Genomic DNA, 20,333 nt, shown 5'->3' with positions numbered 1-20,333 from the left:
ATCCCCGCCTCACCGCCATATTTTAAGAAGAGCTCGTACGAAAGTACGGGCTTTTTTTTCGCATATAGATGGCTTCGTATACCTCTCAGTTCAATAACTCCCTCTCCAGGAAATGGTTTAGCAATAAAACTTTTTTAGCAAAGAAAACAACATCCCGGATATGAACAATTAATATCGAACACATCTTCTCAACGGCCTGGCCACACTACAAAAAGGCCCAGCCACACGGCCAGGCCTCTTAATAATTGCAAAACATCAAAACCAGGGAATAGTTGCCGTTGCGCTTAATCCATAACCACTAAATTCCCCTTTAACCGGTTCTGCACGCAAATCACCGTGCTGGATAAACAGCTTAAACTGTTGCTGACTCGACAAACTCTTCATATTAAGAAAAGGTAAATCGGTCCGCTGTTCAGCTTGCGTCGCCAGTCGCTCAATCGCCTGCTCTTCAGTGAGCCAGCCTTTTTTCACTGAACGCCTTAACAGACGCTGTGGGTTACTTTTGACCTGCACACGACTTACCACTCGCCAGCCCTTTATTTCAGGAATGGGAGTGACAGGCGAACATTGGCAATAATCCGTAAGCCCTTTACGCCACGTTGAGGCTTCAAGCGCCTGCAATGCCGGGGCGCTACCATGCAAGCGTAAACGCGCTCCTGGCGTAACGTTTATATCCGGGAAACTCACGCCGATATCACCTTGACCTCTTGCACCCAATGCCCGGTGCAATTTGGCAAATAACGCCGCCATCAACATTTCACTCGAAAATTCAGGATCGGGCAGAACGCGGATCTCAAGATAGTGATCCATTGGCAGCTCCTTATTCCGCTTTCTCACCAAAAACACCACCACGGATCAAGACAGCCATCACGTAGTGCTGCTGATCAACCTCTGGTTTGACGCCTTTAGTCACCCAATTATCCAGTAAGGTATAAAAATCGAGTTTTTCTTTTGGCTGGCGACAAGCAACACCGCGACTGGTTACAGAACCATAAGGTTCCACAGCGATAGCTCCCAACTCCTCAACCTTCGGATGCCAGGTATCAATGGTACGTAAAGCGTTGCCAATTTTTTGGGAGTGAATACCGGCAATGCCTGCAACCTTGTACAACACACGACTTTTGCTACTGTTACTGTCGAGCACCAGTTCCTGTGATGGGAAGACTTCTTGTCCGGCACCGAGGCGAACTTGCGCTTCAACGGTAAGCATGACCCACTCTTTTCCGCTTAACCCTTGTTCTATGATGGTCGCCAGCTGCGTGACCGCTGCCTGCTCCTGGTCAAATTGACGTAAAGAGAAGTCATGGCTGTTAAAAGTCCATGAAATATCATTAGCAGTAACTTTCACCTGGATCTGCTCAGCGCCAATGCGGTTGCGCCACAGAAAACGGCCATTTGCCAGATTCAGCGCATAGCGTAACGCCAGCACTTTAAAGCCATGTTCACTGATGTAACCTTCAATAACCTCGGAAAGTGCCTCCTGGTAAGTCATATCATTACATACTGAAGGTGAAGATAAATTACCCAGCACTCGCAGCGTAAACACCACTTTTAGCGTATCCGCATCTACCGGAAGCGAGGCCACATCTACCCGCTGCAAGTTGGCTTTTTGGATTTCAGCGTCCAGTTTTGTGGGGTCGCTGGCAATCGTGTTTTTCAGGCGATTAGAGATGGTTCCGCGAACCGCTTTCTCCTGAATCTCAATGGGTTGCCATTAATTTCCTTGCCAGTTACCTGCATACATCACCGCGTCGGATGTTGCCAGTTTGCGTTCAAATGCCAGTACCGATGCTGTTTTTATTGCTACAGGAGCCTTTGCCATAATTATGTCCTTATTCTGAATCGTCATCTTCATGAGTTATAGGGTCGTCAACGAGTGGTATTGCCGAGCAATAGTAGCCGGTGTCCGTTGTACGGTAGCGCCACATCAGCGGTTGCAGGTCAGTGATGCGATGTAATCCGCGCCATTCACCAATTCCATAAACGGCTTCGGCAAAAGCAAATGGCGTCACGGTGTCGCGCGCATTTTCAACTTCACCGGGGGCGTAAACAGGAGATATACGTTGGTAACCGCACATTAACGGTACCAGGAAACCGGGCATCGGCTTCGGCTGGTATGTCCATTTTGCGCTGTTGTCTTCTGCCGGAGATTCGGCCTGATATTTAATGGCGGCGAAATCGAGCCAGGCATCAAGCAACGATATATCAGGATGTTGTTGGTGATGTTCAGCCAGCCATTCGCTGCGATCGTAAAGCGCGTAACCCGGCATTAAACGCCAGATGATTTTACGCAGTTGCTTTTCATCTTCAGGTGCATGAAAAAGCTGCGGATCGCGCATACTGACAATGCTGCCACCCGCCAGTTTGTGGCTCTGGCAAAGCACTTTCAGATGATCACACAGGGCTTTTCTACCGTATTCGCCATTAGTAATTTCGCCATTACATTCAACAAGTAGAGAAACCGTCAGGTGCATACGCCCCTCTTCATTGAACGAGGCAGTTTTACCTTCTTTGGTTAATGGGTTACGGGTGAGAGCGAACTGAAAATCGCGCCCGGAACTGTACGCCTGAATATGCTGTTCATGGCTAACGACTGCGCAACCGGCAAAACTTACGCCAAATTCATCCACCACTTTGCGAGAAAGCGCATGAACATAGCCGAGAAAATGGGTCATCGCCGGGAATCCCCAGGTCAACCCGGAAACGGCGTTAGCGTTTTCTATGCGTATATGGGGTAACAAGAGCAGATAACTCATTTCAGCGCCTCCTGCAAAACGGCTTCCATTTCACGCATCCGTTGAGTGAACAGGGACTGACTACGCCACTCTCTTTGCTCGACGGCTCCCACATCGAAACTTGCTTTTTTCAGGCGATAGTTCAGCCAGCGCGCGAAGTCATCAGCGACGGTTCTCTGCCAGTCGTTTTTCTCACGCTCCAGTTTGAAAGCCTCATCTGACAGGCTTCGCCACGGATCCAGCCAAAGCTGCTGGTGCCGTGGTAAGTCTGGTGATTGTGCTGACCACCCCTGCCATTTTTCTTGCTGAAAAGAGGATGCCTGCATGAACAGCAAATCTATCAACTCATCAATATATTTCGCGCGCGTAGTACGGATATGAACATTGTTTATGTCAACTTTCAGTAAGTAGGTCATCCTGGCGATAGTGCCCGAAGCTGAGCGATTGAAATCGCCGCGTAAGGCAAAAATACTGCGCATGTTTTGTGGTGCGCGCTCCTGCGTCGACCAGGTGGGGGGCATTGATGGCAACAACCAGACGCGTCCAACTCTGGCACTGTTTAGCAGGGAGATATTCTGTTGATTTCCACCTCCATAATGCATCTCAGCAAGATTAGGGAAACGAATATCTGGCTGTGAGTGCCATTTACCTGCCTTGTGCGCATCGCGAATGGCTTTTGATTCCTCGCTAAAGCGCACAGCGGTTAGCTTTTCATACATTGCCTGCGCCAGTGAGCTGGAAAACAGCGGGCATAACAGGTGATAACCATCATCCACAGGGAAATAGATTTGCTTCGATAGTTTGTGCGCTTTTATCCACTCCGGTGCATATGCTTGACTAAAGCATTCAACCCATTGTTTTAGTTGTTCATCATCCAACGCAAAGGCATTTAATGATTGATAATCGCCACGTTTTAAGCTGGCGAGTAACGAATCACCGTGAACATCTGTTAGGAGTATTTTTGCAACATCATAAAATGCAGCGTTGCCTTCAGCATCCTCTTTAATAATTGCCAGTGATGCTGTATTTAAATATCCCTCGCTGACGAATTTCTCCAAATAACGTCCATATGCTTTGGAGTCACCATTACTATATTTTGCCCCGTGGGAGATTATCCTTATAGAACGAACACGCTTCGCCGCATCCGTTAACCAGTTACGAGGCAAGTAGCGTGCTTCAAGTTCCTGCCGTTCCTGAGCGATGGCGCTGACATCATCGCCCTGCTCCAGCCTCTTTGCTGCTTCTTTTTCAAAGGCATCGATTTTGGGTTGCCTTCGCGAAGCGATGTAATCAGTAATAAATTGTATTAGCGCCGTTTTTTCCATCTCGGCTCCTTTCGTTAATCCATCAAATTAAAGTTGCTCCCTAACTTCACTGAAAAATCTCCGTAGCTCAACATGGCTTCAGTACAACGACGCATACAGCAAAAGGGACAACACCCGTGGTGATAATCATGGATGGTTCACCTAGATGTATCTACGCATTAATCTAGCCAAACCCAATGCAATAAACCAAATTTATATTACCATGAATAAATCATTTGAAACATAATAGTTTCGAGATTAATATTCACGCACTGCCGTTGGCAGCTTAGAAATAGATGTATCTCCGGATACGGACTTGTAAACTGCCGTACAGGCAGCTCGCGCCCCTTCACGGGGCGCGAAACACCCCTAACCATGGGTGATAATGCCAGCCGTTGAGCGCATCTTCGTCACAGACGGGTACTCTCACTTCAGCAAACCTTTCCCCGACACGATTAATCTCACAACTGTGCTCAACAGCCAGATCCAACAAAACTTGTTGGTAATCCATCACGCCCCAGCAAGCAACGCCGCTGGCGCATATCACTTCTTCTCGTTCGAAATTCCCCTGCTCTTTACGCTCGTTGTCGTCCATGCGGGAATAGAAACGCGCTTCACTTTCTTCGTCATCCATATGCAGAAAAAACACCGCTTCCGGTAACGACGAATAACGAAATGGCGTCTGACGCTGCATCCAGCCGTTCCAGCTTAGCGGTGCTCGCCACCATTGCGCAGCCACCACATGTTTGCTTTTACTACTCATCAACTCGGTGGATAAACGACGATGCTCAAGTTCCGCCAGTTTATTTTCATTATTGGCAGGTAAGATCCGTGGTAAGGCATTAATCGTCCGGTAGTCCGTGAGTGGTATCAGCTCGCAAATATCATGGCTATTCAGCACGCGATCTTTTGTTTCGAAACCCGGTTTACAAAATGCGGGGCATTTTTTCTGCAATGCTTTGATATTGCTCCGCAAAATAACCAGATTCTCACTGGTTGGCACATTTCTGCGGTGGCGTTGAATACGTCCGGCAAATTGAATAATCGAACGCATAGAACTCGGTTCGATAATTCCCCAGTCCGCATCCCAGTCACGCCCCACTTCTATAACCGATGTGCCCAACACCACAAAAATATGGTGCGATTCCGGACTTTTATGTAAGGCTTCAGCGATATCCTCGTTTTTCCAGAAATCATCTTCTCTATGACGAGTAAAAGCGCGATCCAGCCGCTTCTCAATATTTGAACGTACCGCCAGCGGATGTCGGGAGTGGTAAACGCAATAATGAATGCAGACATCTTCTGGTGAAGGAATGGTAATCAGAGCTTTGGCCACCGCGACCAGAGAATTAATATTGGCGAAGCGCACCAGACCCAGCGAAACAGTTTTGCCGCTTTCGTGTTGCTGGCGATGCGCCTGATGCAACTTCAGCATTTGCTCATGTACAGTCTGAGCCACGCTTTCGATAACATCCTGAATCGCGCTTGATGGGGATGAAATCGAAGCTATACGCCCGAAATGCAGTCGTTCTTTTTCAGCCAACATTAACGCTCGTCGCGCAACAAACTTTTTGTGCGTCTCACGAAAAGTAGCGCCATCACCAATTTGTGTGGCATCGGCATCTTTTTCATCAAACCAGGCACAGCAGATATTGACGGGTCTGCCGTTCGTACCGCATGACGCCTGCCACATTTTGCGCCCGGCAAGATAAGCCGCGAACAGAGCCTGAATCAAATCTGGCGGCAACGTCGCGGAAGAAAGTAATACCCGCGTACCCAGCATTCCAGCCCAGTTCATCAGACGACATACCGCATGAAGATCGGCAATATCAAAATCGTCAGGTTCGTCGAGCACTAAATCGCTGGTTAACAGACGCAACATCGCCGGAAGCTGTTTCCCGCCGCGTACACCTTCGGTCGCGGAAATAAGATGATCAATCGTCGCTACCAGAATTGGGGCACTTACTAGCTCTTTAAGTTTGCTGTCATCCTTCAACCATTTTTCCAGCGCGCCGGTATGAAGACTACCTTCGTATTTAACAAACTGTTGCTCCTCTGCTGGCGACTCTTGCGAAGCACTTCCGCAATCATTGTCTGTTTTTTCCTGCTGCCAGAGTTGTTTGACTGCCGCCGAACCAATCAGTACTGCCAGCTCATCCTCACCCAATCCAAGCCGGCTGCGCAGAGCGTCACCCGTTTGTAAGGTCAGCGTACGTAATCCCAATGCAATGGTAAAACGACACCCTTCACGCTCATCAGCAAGCGCATACATAATGCGGGCGTTAGCAAAGGTTTTACCGCACCCCGTCGAGGCCATATTGACACCGAAAAAACCATCTTCCCGACTGCGTTCACGTAACGCACGCGCCACATCCCAGGCTTTGTCCTGCCAGCGATATTTCGCATCTGTAGCTCGCTGGTTAAAACCTTTATGTCGGGCAATTGCCGGAAGCGATGCCCGTGTGTGCATCAGTTGCCGCCCAAGCAAATACGCATGATGCGCAACGCCCACAAGATGCTCATCTACCCGTTGTTTGAGCGTGCCGCTCTGCCGATCGCTATTTGCCCAGACGATATAATTCGGATCTTGCCATTTTTGCTGCGCGTCGTTAGATGAATAGTAGTGATCAGCAAGCATCAGGCAAAAACGCGCCATATGTAATAGAAACAGTTGCTCCATCAGCCCCCATTCCTTTAAAGCGACTGCGTTACGCGCCCGACGGGCAATCTGGCGCGCTTTTTCTCGCCAGCTCGCGCTTTGAAGTGGCGTTCCTGACGGAAACTGCCAGACTTGCTCGAAATCCTGAGGTGACCAGTCATTCTTACGGTGGTTAACGGCATTCCAGTCAGCATTGAGTTGCTTCTCCAGCCAACTTTCACAGCCTTTGTATGATTGTTCCGGTTGTGGCGAAAGATTCTCCGGCATTCGATGATGGGAAAGGATCAACCAGCCTACCGTTTTGGCGAGTGGTTGCAGCGAACTGAATGGGCTATTGGAAAAATGAGGCGTGTCTTTTTGCAGGCGCTCAAGAATCGCGGTTTCATCATCAGCCGTTAATTCCCCGAGTTTTTTCAGCCATACATCATCTGACTGCTTACCGACAAAAGCCTGAAAAAGCCGCAGCGAAATCCACTCATGCCGGTAAGGTTGATAACTTCGTGCACTCTTTTTGGTCAGGCTTTGCTGAAAGCTGCGTCCTGCTTTACCAAAATCATGAAATAACCCAGCAATAGCCGCCAGCAGCGCAATGCTTTCCGCGCACTGCCAGCGATTTTCTTCTTTGTTCACCAGGCTGGTTTGCGTTGTTCGATTTGTGGGAACGCGGCCTTGAGCATTAAAGCGACGAATATTGCCGACAATCCACATCAGCTCCGTTTGCCCATTCTTCTTCAGCCAGTGACAAGCAACCGCTGTATTTCGTCTTGCCGTTTTGCGCAGTAAACGGCGTAAAGTGTTAACACCTTCCTGAGTAATTACCGTTTGCCATGCGGCATCACCTGTGCGTTCGGCAAACTGATCAATAATACGGCAACTCTCCACGCGGGCATTTTTTGTGCAGCGCGAAATGATCAGAACGTTCATTGGTCAGCCTTAGCCAGTGCCTGAGCTGTTTCCTGCAGAGAGGTGATCATGACATCCAGCGCATCCGCTTGTTGAAAGATATTGATGCAGCGTTGACGAAACGCCTGAGCATCTTCTCCCGCCATTGCGGCGATAAATGCTTGTGGCATAACAAGGGCATCTTTAATCAGATCGGCAAGGTCAAAAACAAGCCCACCGCGACGTGTTTTACCGTGCATTACCGCTAAACCGTGCGGGATACCTGTTACCCACGCCGCCACTGCCGCCAGGCCATAGGCCAGATAATTCCCTTGATCGAGGAAGCGGTTAGCCATATCAATCCCACCGCCCCGTTTTGCGCGGGTGAAATCGCCATAACCCACGGTTTGGCTCACCATTTTGTAAAGTGCTTTGGTCAATTTCGCCTCTACGAGCATAAGCTGCGTATGGTTTTCTGCCGCGTCTATTTCTTCACGAGTACGATTTAGCAGGGCCTGGAGCGCATTAGCATCAGGTTGAAATGCGTGTTCACGCTGCATTTTCGCGCTGCTCCAGTGCTTATCAATATGTGTCAGGCGGATTAACTGAAAGCGTTTCGCGGCGGCAAGTCGTTTGTCTTCAACAAACCAGAAAGAAACCCATTGCTGAAGGTACTCGGTAGGACGATATTCGCTTTGTGGGCTGAGCCAGGAGACATCAACATCTACTTCATTGGCGGAGTAAAGCGGTGTGCCATCCGTACCACAAAATCCTACCATCACCCCCGCATGGGCAAATTCACGCATCGCCGCCTGGGTAACGGAAGTTCCCATCCCCAACATTAATGCCGTGGTATTCGCAATAGGGATATTCCAGTAGTACGACTCCTTACCTTCACTGGTAACATACTCCACCCGCCCCCCATTCACCTGCACCCGGCATTTTTCCAGATAATAAATATTGGCGCGTTTGGAGTGGAGAATGGTTTTGAGGTCAGAAGGAGTAAGGTAATTTGAAGACATAAACACATCCTGTGATTATTTTTGTTTGAAGGCGTTAGGATTAGTACAACATTGATTTCTGTGTAGGAAATTGATTTCTGTCGCAATTATTACAATTGTTATTGTGTGCTAAGACTAATGTTTTGAAGTTGAGAGCGTCATGATATGACCAAACGTCTACCATTATCGTATTGTGAAACTGCCTGTTCGGCAGTGAACGCCTGCTGCCACCAGTTCTTTTTGACGTTCGCTTTCTAAGCTGCTTGTACGGCAGTGAACATGATCTTTAAGCCAGGTCATGGCTGTTTCGGTTTTCTAAGCTGCCTGTACGGCAGTGAACATGATGCCACTGAACGCTTTGCCTCTTATCTTTTTCTAAGCTGCCTGTACGGCAGTGAACAGGCCGTTCACCGTTTCGAAATGAACGTATCCTTTCTAAGCTGCCTGTACGGCAGTGAACGGCGTAATGATGAAAAAATTATTAATTCTGGTTTTCTAAGCTGCCTGTACGGCAGTGAACACATCTCCCGCAAAGCTGCCGCACAGTTTGGTTTTCTAAGCTGCCTGTACGGCAGTGAACTTATCCGCATCCTTTCCGCGCCAGCTGATCATTTTCTAAGCTGCCTGTACGGCAGTGAACAAAGCGAGAGATTACAAGGACGCTACAGACCTTTTCTAAGCTGCCTGTACGGCAGTGAACCGGCGCAGCGAGAAATCAGCGCCGCATTGATCTTTCTAAGCTGCCTGTACGGCAGTGAACGGTTCGGGTATAAATCCGGGCGCAGTTCGTGCTTTCTAAGCTGCCTGTACGGCAGTGAACTTGCGGCTCTATCGCTGGTGGCGCTTCAGTCATTTCTAAGCTGCCTGTACGGCAGTGAACAAAGGTGTTGATCCCCATCAATATGGGCGCTCTTTCTAAGCTGCCTGTACGGCAGTGAACAGTGTTGTTAGGCGCGCCATGTAGTTCCCTCCTTTCTAAGCTGCCTGTACGGCAGTGAACTCCAGGAAATCCCTGATTTTAATTTGCCCGAGCTTTCTAAGCTGCCTGTACGGCAGTGAACGCCGTATTTGTCTTTATACAGACGCCCAGCCATTTCTAAGCTGCCTGTACGGCAGTGAACATGGAAGTGAAATACGTAGCTATGCCGATTACTTTCTAAGCTGCCTGTACGGCAGTGAACAGTGCGAACAATTCAGATTTTGATTTAGCCACTTTCTAAGCTGCCTGTACGGCAGTGAACATACCGAATATTTTATATTGATAATATTATTGATTTCTAAGCTGCCTGTACGGCAGTGAACGTGCGCCCAGGTGGTTCGTGGACGCCCATCGCTTTCTAAGCTGCCTGTACGGCAGTGAACATCCGGGTAGCGATACTGTTTACACGTATGACTTTCTAAGCTGCCTGTACGGCAGTGAACATCTCGCACGGCTGCGCGACCAGTTCGCGCGGTTTCTAAGCTGCCTGTACGGCAGTGAACATGATGAAACGCCGTGGTGTGCAGCGTTCGCCTTTCTAAGCTGCCTGTACGGCAGTGAACTCACATAATGTAAATAAAAATAGCCCTGTTAATTTCTAAGCTGCCTGTACGGCAGTGAACCGATCAGATCCCGGCGCTCCTCGCCCATTGTCTTTCTAAGCTGCCTGTACGGCAGTGAACAAAAAATCGGCCTTGAGCTGTTCGGCCCGAACTTTTCTAAGCTGCCTGTACGGCAGTGAACCGAACAGGTAGTTTAGCAATAGAGATATCTGCTTTCTAAGCTGCCTGTACGGCAGTGAACATTATTTCTCCGCAACCTGTGCCGCAGCGCAAATTTCTAAGCTGCCTGTACGGCAGTGAACGACATTGCCCAGCTACAGCAAGCTGGGTTCGATTTCTAAGCTGCCTGTACGGCAGTGAACTGCCCCAAATTAAAATTGAAATTCCAGGCTTTTTTCTAAGCTGCCTGTACGGCAGTGAACGATTTTCTGAAGATTGTCTCATCTGGGCATGATTTCTAAGCTGCCTGTACGGCAGTGAACCCAAATACTACACGTTTAGCCCGTTGTTAATAAAGTAAAACTATCTAATTTCCCTGCTGCTACCCTTTTTTATCCTTACCTTCCAGCAGCATTAATTATCAATAAGTTACAGTAACCATAAAAATTAGGGTTACAACCGCCCTCACCTCACAAAGAAAAAAGTCCGTAACCCCATACAGGATTACGGACTTTATCAACCTACTTAAAAGGCTTTACACCATCAGATTAATGCGCTGCTTCCGCCTTGTGCTTTTGCGCACTCTGGAACCCGTAGGTCAGCTCATTTTTCTCTTTATCCAGTGCAACGGTGACCTGGCCGCCGTCCACCAACGAGCCAAACAGCAGTTCGTTAGCGAGCGGTTTTTTCAGGTTGTCCTGAATGACACGCGCCATCGGACGTGCACCCATTGCCCGGTCATAACCTTTCTCAGCCAGCCAGTTACGCGCTTCCTGACTCACTTCCAGAGAAACACCTTTCTGATCCAGTTGAACCTGCAACTCGACAATAAATTTATCCACCACCTGATGGATCACGTCAGTTGACAGATGATCGAACCAGATAATGTTGTCGAGACGGTTACGGAATTCCGGCGTAAAGATCTTCTTGATCTCTTCCATCGCGTCGGTGCTGTTATCCTGGTGGATAAGGCCAATGGATTTACGCTCGGTTTCACGTACCCCGGCGTTGGTGGTCATTACCAGCACCACGTTACGGAAGTCTGCCTTGCGTCCGTTGTTATCGGTCAGCGTGCCGTTGTCCATCACCTGCAACAGAATGTTGAACACGTCCGGATGCGCTTTCTCGATTTCGTCCAGCAGCAGCACCGCGTGCGGATGTTTGATCACCGCATCGGTTAGCAGACCACCCTGATCAAAACCAACGTACCCCGGAGGCGCACCAATCAGGCGGCTAACGGTATGACGTTCCATATACTCGGACATATCAAAGCGCAGAAGCTCAATGCCCAAAGCTTTCGAAAGCTGTACCGTCACCTCGGTTTTCCCAACCCCGGTTGGACCAGCAAACAGGAACGAACCGACAGGTTTATGTTCATGACCCAAACCCGCACGCGCCATCTTGATGGCTTCGGTAAGCGCCTCAATGGCTTTATCCTGACCGAAGACCAGCATTTTCAGGCGATCGCCGAGATTTCTCAGCGTATCGCGGTCACTCTGAGAAACGCTCTTCTCTGGAATACGTGCAATACGGGCTACCACGGATTCAATATCCGCTACATTGACCGTTTTCTTGCGCTTGCTTACCGGCATCAGGCGTGCACGAGCGCCCGCTTCGTCGATAACGTCAATCGCTTTATCCGGCAGATGACGATCGTTTATGTATTTCACCGCCAACTCTACCGCCGCACGCACCGCTTTCGCGGTATAACGCACGTCGTGGTGCGCTTCATACTTCGGTTTCAGGCCGTTGATGATTTGAACAGTTTCTTCGATCGACGGTTCAGTAATATCAATTTTCTGGAAGCGACGCGCCAGAGCACGGTCTTTCTCGAAAATGTTGCTGAACTCCTGATACGTCGTCGAACCAATCACGCGAATTTTACCGCTGGAGAGCAACGGCTTGATCAGGTTAGCTGCATCCACCTGACCGCCAGAGGCTGCACCTGCGCCGATGATGGTGTGGATCTCATCAATAAACAGGATGCTGTTTGTATCCTGCTCAAGTTGTTTAAGCAATGCTTTGAAACGTTTTTCAAAGTCGCCGCGATATTTGGTGCCCGCTAACAGAGAACCGATATCGAGGGAGTAAATCGTACAGTCAGCCATCACTTCCGGTACATCGCCCTGAACAATACGCCAGGCAAGACCTTCCGCTATCGCGGTTTTACCGACGCCAGACTCCCCGACCAGTAGCGGGTTGTTTTTACGGCGGCGACAGAGAACCTGAATGGCGCGCTCCAGTTCCTTCTCACGACCAATCAGCGGGTCGATTCCTCCCACGCGTGCAAGCTGGTTCAGATTAGTCGTGAAATTCTCCATACGGTCCTCCCCACCAGCTTGTTCTTCACTGCTCGGCTGGTTTCCTGGTTCAGAAGACTGAGATGGCTCGTCTTTACGCGTGCCATGAGAAATAAAGTTCACCACATCGAGACGGCTGACTTCATGTTTGCGCAACAGATACGCCGCCTGTGACTCCTGTTCGCTAAAGATAGCAACCAGAACATTCGCACCGGTAACCTCACTGCGACCGGAGGACTGAACATGGAAGACCGCACGTTGCAGTACCCGCTGAAAACTCAGCGTCGGCTGCGTGTCGCGCTCCTCTTCACTGGCAGGCAGAACGGGTGTGGTTTGTTCAATAAAGGCTTCCAGTTCCTGACGGAGCGCCACCAGATCCACGGAACATGCTTCCAGCGCCTCCCGAGCAGACGGATTACTGAGCAATGCCAGTAACAAGTGCTCGACGGTCATAAACTCATGACGGTGCTCGCGCGCTCTGGCGAAAGCCATGTTTAAACTGAGTTCCAGTTCTTGATTGAGCATAGGCACCTCCCCCAATTTTTATGCCTGCATTCAGGCTTTTTCCAGCGTACACAGCAATGGATGCTCGTTCTCCCTCGCGTACTTGTTCACCATCGCCACTTTGGTTTCTGCAACCTCGGCGGTAAAGACTCCGCAAATGGCCTTCCCCTGGTAGTGAACAGCGAGCATCAATTGCGTTGCACGTTCTACATCATAAGAAAAGAATTTTTGTAACACGTCAATAACAAACTCCATCGGAGTGTAATCATCATTGACTAATATCACTTTATACATAGATGGCGGTTTTAGCGCGTCACGCACTTTTTCTTCCGCCAGTTGATCAAAGTCCAGCCAGTCGTTCGTTTTACCCATTGTCAGTTATCATCTTCGGTTACGGTTATCGGCAGAACGCTCTGCCGCTGACAAGAGCTTATTTGCCTGACCAATCTACTCCACATAATAGATAAGTATCATCTATCGTTGGCATCAGCGACATCAGTCACATTACTGTCAATAGCGTTAACTGCTTCAAATTTTTGATGCATACCTACCCCCTGGCCCCTGTCAAACGCTTGACGACTCGCCCTATTTCTCTAAATTGTATTTCTAGAGTTGGCGAGGTTTTGAACTGCCCCCTCTCTGACCCCGGTTTATTCCATCTTACTTGTATAAGATTTGCGAAGGATGTCGAAGCATGGAAAAGGGTACTGTTAAGTGGTTCAACAATGCCAAAGGGTTTGGTTTCATCTGCCCTGAAGGCGGCGGCGAAGATATTTTCGCTCATTATTCCACCATCCAGATGGATGGTTACAGAACGCTAAAAGCTGGGCAATCCGTTCAGTTTGATGTCCACCAGGGGCCAAAAGGCAATCATGCCAGTGTTATTGTGCCCGTCGAAGTAGAAGCGGCAGTCGCATAGCTCTTCTGTCTCATTGTGTACATCCTACAGGCAAAATGCCAGCCCGATCGGCTGGCATTTTTATCTCAAATACTACTCTCGCGCCAGAGCATCCACTGGATCCAGCCGTGCCGCATTTCTCGCAGGCAACCAGCCGAATAAAATCCCGGTAATGGTCGAGCAAAGAAACGCCAGCAGCAGCGCCAACGGAGAAAAGCCAATTTCCCAGCCGGGTAAAAAAAGCTGCAAGGTGAAAGCGATTAACAGCGAAAGAGAGATCCCCAACGCGCCACCCACCAGACAAACCAGCACGGCTTCGATCAGAAACTGTTGCAGTACATCGCTGGCTCGCGCCCCTACAGCCATGCGAATGCCAATTTCCCGCGTTCGCTCGGTCACTGACACCAGCATAATGTTCATTACACCAATGCCTCCGACCACCAGCGAAATCACCGCTACCAGCGTCAGAAACAGTTGTAGAGTACGTGTGGTCTTTTCAACGGTTTTCAAGACGCCGTCCATGTTCCAGGTGAAGAAATCCTTTTTGCCGTGACGCAGCGACAACAAACGCGTCAGTTGCTGTTCCGCCTCGGCGCTGTCAAAGCCTTCTTTCACTCTTACGGTAATTGAGTTAAGCCACGACTGCCCCATAACTCGCCCGGACATCGTGCTGTAAGGCAACCACACGCGCAGCACTTTACTACTACCAAACATCGACTGTTTTTCTTCCGCCACGCCGATGACCCTCGCTGGCATATTACCAACCAGAATCACCTCGCCAACCACATCCGCTTTATGCGGGAAAAGCTGACGGCGGGTATTACTGTCGAGAACGACGACCTGCGCGCGACCGTTAAGTTGCTCCTGATTAAAGGTGTTCCCTTCGCTGAAGGTCATGCCATAGACATTGAAATAATCGCCGCTCACGCCGTTGGCACTGGCAGCAACATCAACATTGTTATAACGCAGGCGCAGGTTTTGCGAGACAGCGGGGGTGGCAGAGGCGACCCACGGTTGTTTTTGAATAGCGATTAAATCGTCGTATTTTAGCGCCTGTTGATATTGCGGATCGTCATCGCCAAAATCTTTCCCGGGATAGACATCAATAGTATTCGTACCAATAGAACGAATATCCGCCAGCACCATTTGTTTGGCGGCGTCGCCCACTACGACAATAGAAACCACCGACGCAATACCAATAATAATCCCCAGCATGGTCAGTAAAGTACGCATTTTATTCGCTGCCAGCGCCCGCCACGCCATCGTCAGCGCCTCGTTAAAACCGCTGACAAACTGCCGCCAGCCAGACACCGTTTTGACTACAGGCTCCGTCCCGCCAGCAACATTCTCCTTTTCAATAGCGGGCGGATTGCGCACGATTTCGCCGTCGCGAATTTCGATCACCCGCTCGGCCTGAGCCGCGACCTGCGGATCGTGGGTGACGATAATCACCGTGTGCCCGCGATCGCGCAACTGATGCAGGATCGCCATGACCTCTTCGCCAGAATGGCTGTCCAGTGCGCCTGTCGGTTCATCGGCAAGTATTACCTGACCGCCGTTCATCAATGCCCGCGCGATACTGACGCGCTGTTGCTGACCACCCGAAAGCTGTGCCGGGTAATACTCTGTACGGTCTTCCAGCCCCAGTCGTTGCAGCAACTCCTGGGCACGCAGCAGTCGCTGTTTTCGCTCAAGACCGGCATAGACGGCGGGAACTTCAACGTTCTGCTCGGCGGTTAAATGCGAAAGCAAATGGTAACGCTGGAAAATAAAGCCGAAATGCTCGCGGCGCAGTTGCGCCAGCGCATCGGCGTCCAGTGTGGCAACATCCTGACCGGCTACGCGATAGGTGCCGCTGGTGGCCTTATCCAGGCAGCCGAGAATATTCATCAGGGTCGATTTACCGGAACCCGAAGCGCCGACAATCGCCACCATCTCACCGGCATAAATATCAAGGCTGATGCCCTTCAGCACTTCGACCTGCTCATCCCCAGCGGGATAGCTGCGGCGAATATCCTTCAATTCGAGCAAAGGCGTCATTGCGCAGCTCCTGGTTTGGCCTCACCAATCACCACTTCATCGCCCGCTTCCAGCCCTTTGACAATCTCAACATCGGTATCGTTACGTGCGCCAATCGTCACTTCACGCTCGCGTGTTTCACCATTACGCAACAATTTGACCTTATAACGATTATCACCAACCGGATCACCTAACGCTGACAGAGGGATCGTCATCACGTTTTTCACATCGGTGAGCTGAATATGAACCTGCGCGGTCATATCCAGCCGCAGCAAACCATTGGGGTTTGGCACTTCAAAACGGGCATAGTAGAAAATGGCATCGTTAACCTTTTCCGGCGTCGGTAGCACGTCTTTAATCTGCCCTTCGTAGCGCGTCAGCGGATCGCCAAGCACCGTAAACCAGGCTTTTTGCCCCGGCTTCAGGTGGATAACATCCGCTTCAGAAACCTGCGCTTTTACCAGCATAGTGCTCATATCTGCCAGCGTCAGAATGTTCGGTGCTTGTTGTGCGGCAATCACCGTCTGACCTTGCAGAGTGGTGATTTGCGTGACTTCCCCGGCCATTGGAGCCACGATGCGGGTGTAATCGAGATTAGTTTTAGCTGTGTCGAGAGAGGCCTGATTGCGCTTGATTTGCGCGTCAATAGTGCCGATTTGCGCCTGTTTCACAGCCATCTCCGTCGCGGCGGTGTCGAGATCCTGTTGTGAAACCGCCTGCGTTTGCGCCAGACGTTGTTGACGTGAATACGTCACCCGCGCCAGTTTCAGCTCCGCTTCCGCCTGCTGCCGCTGCGCGCGCAGCTCCATCAGTGTGGCTTCCACTTCCTTGATCTGGTTTTCTGCCTGTTCAGGATCAATAACCCCTAAAAGCTGATCTTTTTTAACTTTATCGCCAATCGCCACCGACAGCGTTTTCAACTGACCGCTGACCTGCGCGCCCACGTCAACCTTACGCAGCGCGTCCAGCTTTCCGGTCGCCAGTACGCTTTGCTGCAAATCACCGGGGCGCACAATTAGTGTCTGATAAGTCGGCACGGGCGCGTTGAGAATTCTCCATAACGCAATCAGCCCGGCGATGACTATCACCAGCGCAATAACGTAACGTTTCTTCACGGTTCTCCGATTTTTCATAAATATTCTGAATACTCCATATGCCAATCCGGGTCATCAACTTCAACGAAATATCAACAAAACCCTAAAATTTACGTTAGTAATCACACTATTGATGTTTGGTTAAGATACGCAATGGTGAAATCGGCGTCATGTATAACCATTGATTTCATGAATATGTCGCAGCTAACTGAACGGTCCTTTACGCCATCTGAATCTCTCAGCAGCCTGTCTCTTTTTCTTAGTCTGGCACGCGGACAGTGTCGACCAGGTAAATTCTGGCACCGACGTAGCTTTCGTCAGAAATTTTTGCTGCGCTCGTTGATTATGCCGCGCTTAAGCGTTGAGTGGATGAACGAACTATCCCACTGGCCTAATCTCAATACGCTGTTAACACGCCAGCCGCGACTGCCTGTTCGTCTGCATCGTCCTTACCTTGCCGCCAATCTTAACCGTAAGCAATTACTCGAGGCGCTACGTTACCATTATGCATTGCTGCGTGCGTGTATGTCGGCAGAAGAATTCAGCTTATATTTGAATACCCCCGGCCTGCAACTGGCGAAGCTGGAAGGCAAAAACGGCGAGCAGTTCACGCTTGAGCTGACCATGATGATCTCAATGGATAAAGAAGGTGACAGCACAATCCTGTTCCGTAACAGTGAGGGTATTCCTCTGGCGGAGATCACTTTTACCCTGTGTGAATATCAGGGGAAAAGAACGATGTTTATTGGCGGACTGCAAGGTGCGAAATGGGAAATTCCGCATCAGGAAATCCAGAATGCGACGAAAGCCTGCCACGGGCTATTTCCAAAACGCCTCGTGATGGAAGCGGCCTGTCTGTTTGCCCAACGTTTACAGGTAGAGCAGATCATTGCCGTCAGTAATGAAACGCATATTTACCGCAGCCTGCGTTATCGCGATAAAGAAGGCAAGATCCATGCTGATTACAACGCTTTCTGGGAATCGGTTGGCGGCGTATGTGATGCTGAACACCATTACCGCCTTCCGGCACAGATAGCACGAAAAGAGATTGCCGAAATCGCCAGTAAAAAACGAGCTGAATACCGTCGGCGCTATGAGATGCTCGACGCCATTCAGCCACAGATGACAACAATGTTTCGCGGTTAATCTGCCCGACCGCGCGCCAGCCACAGCACGCGTGAAAACATTTTTTTCAGCAGCGTCGGCACGGACTCCACCCCACGACGTCCGGCCTCCATTGCCACTTCAATGGCGAGATCGGGTTTGGAAGAGCGATGGATCGCCTTCGAGATAATTTTGCGCAGATTCATCGGCACGTTTTCCGGGATTTGCGCCACACGATGGAACACATCGGAAAACCCCTGGCGATACATAAAATGTTCCATATCCAGCGCCGGTAACGCCGTTAAATGTTCTCGTTCAGCTTCCCGATCGTTATTCAGCAGGCTGCGCACCGTAGCGGCATATTTCTTCCCGGCTTCATCGCCATCGACCAGCACATGCCATTCAATCCCCATCCGCCGGGCAAATTTGACCAGCGGTTTTAGCCCGGACTGGGCAAATTCAATGACCTTAATCCCTTCGGCATCGAAATGATGTCCGCACTGACGCGCCAGTTCGTTAATCACCCAGGTTTCTGTTTCCCCTTCCACCAGCAGCCAGCAACGGGCAAACAGCGATGACGGACGGTTAAAACGAATATGAAAGGATATGCGTCGGCTATCTTCAGTACTCAAGCCACTCGGCCCCAGACGCCAGGCGGCAACGCGAGAAGATTCACGCACCAGGCGGCAAACATGTTCTACCGGCGTTAACGAAAGCAGTTCGCCAGAGTTGGTGGTAGCAATACGCTGCAATGGCAGAAGATTCAGCAGATGCCAGGCAACTGAAAGCATAATGGGGTGTAAACGGGTTTCTGGATCTTCTATCAGCAATAATGGACGGGCGTCTTTATCCAGCCGCAATGTCCCTTTTGCCTGCAATAAAGTGGCAAACAGGCCGAGCAAAATAACCCGATACGAACGACCTCCGGGCCGGTCAATCATCCGGTTGATGATATCCAGATAGCGCCAGCTTCGTTGCTCATTGCTGGCTCGCCGCCGCATTAAACGATATCTCGCCTGTCCGGCTCCCTGCTCGGAGAAATAATGCTCAAGCAGTTGCACCATTGCCGAAAGTCCCTGACGAATCTGCCCATCAGAGAGATTTTGTGGATGCGAGGATAACTCACGGGCGAGGAAATCGAGCTGGCGTGCGGTGACTTCCACATTGGGGACATTTGGCACCGTGCCACTACGAATACGGCGCATAAAACGGGCATCACGCAAGCGCAGCACTGGCATTAAACGCACCAGATGGCGTGCCTGATCGTTAATATCCTCGACATCAATTGGATGTCCGTCTTTATCGAGAAAACTGCGGAGTGTCATCACGCTGCCGTCTTCCGCACTCTCCCCTTCCAGGCGATAAAAAATACGGTGATAACCATCGGCGCACGGCGTCCAGCACGCTTCCAGCGGACGATAGCGGCGCACCCGATGCCGGCCTGGCAGCGATTCACGGAAGGTCAAAATGATATGCAGATGATGTTCCCGCCCATTGATATCTCCCGTCGGAAACCAGAAATCGTCGCGCTCAAAATGGTAGAGATCTGACTCTGGCGATAACAGCAGGGTTAAGGCATCCAGCAAGCTGGATTTACCCCACGCGTTCTCCCCAATCAGGACATTGTTTTGTTCCAGCATCAATGACAATCGGTTAATGCCGCGAAAACCCACAATTTCAACGCGCTCAAGAATCATATCCCCTCCAGAAATATGTTATTTATCTTTTACTCCGGCAGTATAACGAGAAAGGCCGTGGCAATACGTGATGTCATCACAATTAAGCATGGCAAATGTCTGAAAAATGAGCGAATAATTGTGTTATGCCACCTCTTGACGCTCTCCCTGAAAAAACAATGAAATCAAATAATTACATTATGAATTATTTTTATTACCTCCAAAGGCTTAATTCAGTTGTTTGCACTACAATGTCAATCAGGCAAATGACTATATGAGGGAACTGACTATTGCCCTAAATCAAAATTACTGGATTTATTTATCTGGCGAATGAGTCGCCTTCGTTTTTAAAATACCCACGCATTATTTCTGTCGTCACTTTTTTACGACGACCCTATAAAACGACCATATTTTTCACAGGGTCAATTTTTAATTGAGGGGTGATGCTGCCAACTT

The 20,333-nt window shown here is 49.9% G+C and carries 13 protein-coding genes, 1 pseudogene and 1 CRISPR repeat array; of the genes and pseudogenes, 2 read left to right on the top strand and 12 right to left on the bottom strand.

Translation table 11 applies throughout. The annotated features are described in order from the left end of the window. Nucleotides 1-255: 255 nt before the first annotated feature. The 9 genes and pseudogenes from cas6f to A7589_RS23270 form a co-directional block, all read right to left on the bottom strand. The gene (gene cas6f / locus A7589_RS13300) at nucleotides 256-810 is read right to left on the bottom strand and encodes a type I-F CRISPR-associated endoribonuclease Cas6/Csy4 (RefSeq protein ID WP_108188877.1); all 555 of its coding nucleotides are present in this window, start codon (nucleotides 808-810) and stop codon (nucleotides 256-258) included. Nucleotides 811-820: 10 nt separating this feature from the next. Continuing rightward, nucleotides 821-1,822 (bottom strand): annotated as a pseudogene (gene csy3 / locus A7589_RS13295) (type I-F CRISPR-associated protein Csy3). Nucleotides 1,823-1,832: 10 nt separating this feature from the next. After that, the gene (gene csy2, locus A7589_RS13290; RefSeq protein WP_000120896.1) at nucleotides 1,833-2,756 is read right to left on the bottom strand and encodes a type I-F CRISPR-associated protein Csy2; all 924 of its coding nucleotides are present in this window, start codon (nucleotides 2,754-2,756) and stop codon (nucleotides 1,833-1,835) included. After that, nucleotides 2,753-4,060 carry a type I-F CRISPR-associated protein Csy1 gene (gene csy1 / locus A7589_RS13285; RefSeq protein WP_108188876.1) on the bottom strand — a complete coding sequence of 436 codons (1,308 nt, stop codon included), beginning with the start codon at nucleotides 4,058-4,060 and terminating at the stop codon, nucleotides 2,753-2,755. The genes csy2 and csy1 overlap by 4 nt, the downstream gene beginning before the upstream one ends. A gap of 328 nt (nucleotides 4,061-4,388) precedes the next feature. After that, nucleotides 4,389-7,622: a type I-F CRISPR-associated helicase Cas3f gene (gene cas3f, locus A7589_RS13275; protein ID WP_108188875.1), complete on the bottom strand. Its 3,234-nt coding sequence runs from the start codon at nucleotides 7,620-7,622 to the stop codon at nucleotides 4,389-4,391. Continuing rightward, nucleotides 7,619-8,602 (bottom strand): type I-F CRISPR-associated endonuclease Cas1f, encoded by a 984-nt coding sequence (cas1f, locus tag A7589_RS13270; RefSeq protein ID WP_000097884.1) that lies wholly within the window; start codon nucleotides 8,600-8,602, stop codon nucleotides 7,619-7,621. Before cas1f ends, cas3f begins: the two co-directional genes overlap by 4 nt. Before the next feature lie 170 nt (nucleotides 8,603-8,772). Continuing rightward, nucleotides 8,773-10,605: direct repeats of the CRISPR family, unit length 28 nt; unit sequence TTTCTAAGCTGCCTGTACGGCAGTGAAC. Between the two features lie 225 nt (nucleotides 10,606-10,830). Beyond that, a complete protein-coding gene (clpA, locus tag A7589_RS13265; protein ID WP_000934072.1) occupies nucleotides 10,831-13,107 on the bottom strand; it encodes an ATP-dependent Clp protease ATP-binding subunit ClpA in 2,277 nt (758 codons plus the stop codon). Nucleotides 13,108-13,137: 30 nt separating this feature from the next. After that, nucleotides 13,138-13,458, bottom strand: coding sequence for an ATP-dependent Clp protease adapter ClpS (gene clpS, locus A7589_RS13260; RefSeq protein WP_000520781.1), 321 nt, complete (start codon nucleotides 13,456-13,458; stop codon nucleotides 13,138-13,140). A 98-nt stretch (nucleotides 13,459-13,556) separates the two neighbouring features. Continuing rightward, a complete protein-coding gene (locus A7589_RS23270) occupies nucleotides 13,557-13,631 on the bottom strand; it encodes a hypothetical protein (protein ID WP_212741843.1) in 75 nt (24 codons plus the stop codon). Between the two features lie 149 nt (nucleotides 13,632-13,780). On the opposite strand from A7589_RS23270, the gene cspD reads away from it, so the two are divergent. Continuing rightward, entirely contained in the window at nucleotides 13,781-14,005 is a 225-nt protein-coding gene (cspD, locus tag A7589_RS13255; protein WP_000410785.1) for a cold shock-like protein CspD, read from the top strand. 72 nt (nucleotides 14,006-14,077) lie between these two features. Here the strand turns inward: cspD and macB are convergent, their stop codons facing one another. Together macB and macA are read right to left on the bottom strand one after the other, a co-directional pair. Beyond that, nucleotides 14,078-16,024 (bottom strand): macrolide ABC transporter ATP-binding protein/permease MacB, encoded by a 1,947-nt coding sequence (gene macB / locus A7589_RS13250; protein WP_000188132.1) that lies wholly within the window; start codon nucleotides 16,022-16,024, stop codon nucleotides 14,078-14,080. After that, entirely contained in the window at nucleotides 16,021-17,136 is a 1,116-nt protein-coding gene (gene macA, locus A7589_RS13245; RefSeq protein WP_105282750.1) for a macrolide transporter subunit MacA, read from the bottom strand. The genes macB and macA overlap by 4 nt, the downstream gene beginning before the upstream one ends. Nucleotides 17,137-17,286: 150 nt before the next feature. Here macA and A7589_RS13240 point away from each other — a divergent pair, with 150 nt between their 5' ends. Continuing rightward, complete coding sequence (locus A7589_RS13240; RefSeq protein WP_133174890.1) at nucleotides 17,287-18,243, top strand: VirK/YbjX family protein; 957 nt, start codon at nucleotides 17,287-17,289, stop codon at nucleotides 18,241-18,243. Here A7589_RS13240 and A7589_RS13235 read toward each other — a convergent pair. Then, the gene (locus A7589_RS13235) at nucleotides 18,240-19,898 is read right to left on the bottom strand and encodes an ATP-dependent endonuclease (RefSeq protein ID WP_000599824.1); all 1,659 of its coding nucleotides are present in this window, start codon (nucleotides 19,896-19,898) and stop codon (nucleotides 18,240-18,242) included. The genes A7589_RS13240 and A7589_RS13235 overlap by 4 nt on opposite strands. Nucleotides 19,899-20,333: the final 435 nt, after the last annotated feature.

Origin of the sequence: Escherichia sp. MOD1-EC6475 (genome assembly GCF_003046645.1) — a bacterium.
Classification (GTDB): Bacteria; Pseudomonadota; Gammaproteobacteria; order Enterobacterales; family Enterobacteriaceae; genus Escherichia; species Escherichia ruysiae.
The sequence above is the reverse complement of the archived record's forward strand: the minus strand, read 5'-3'. Positions and strand labels throughout refer to the sequence as shown.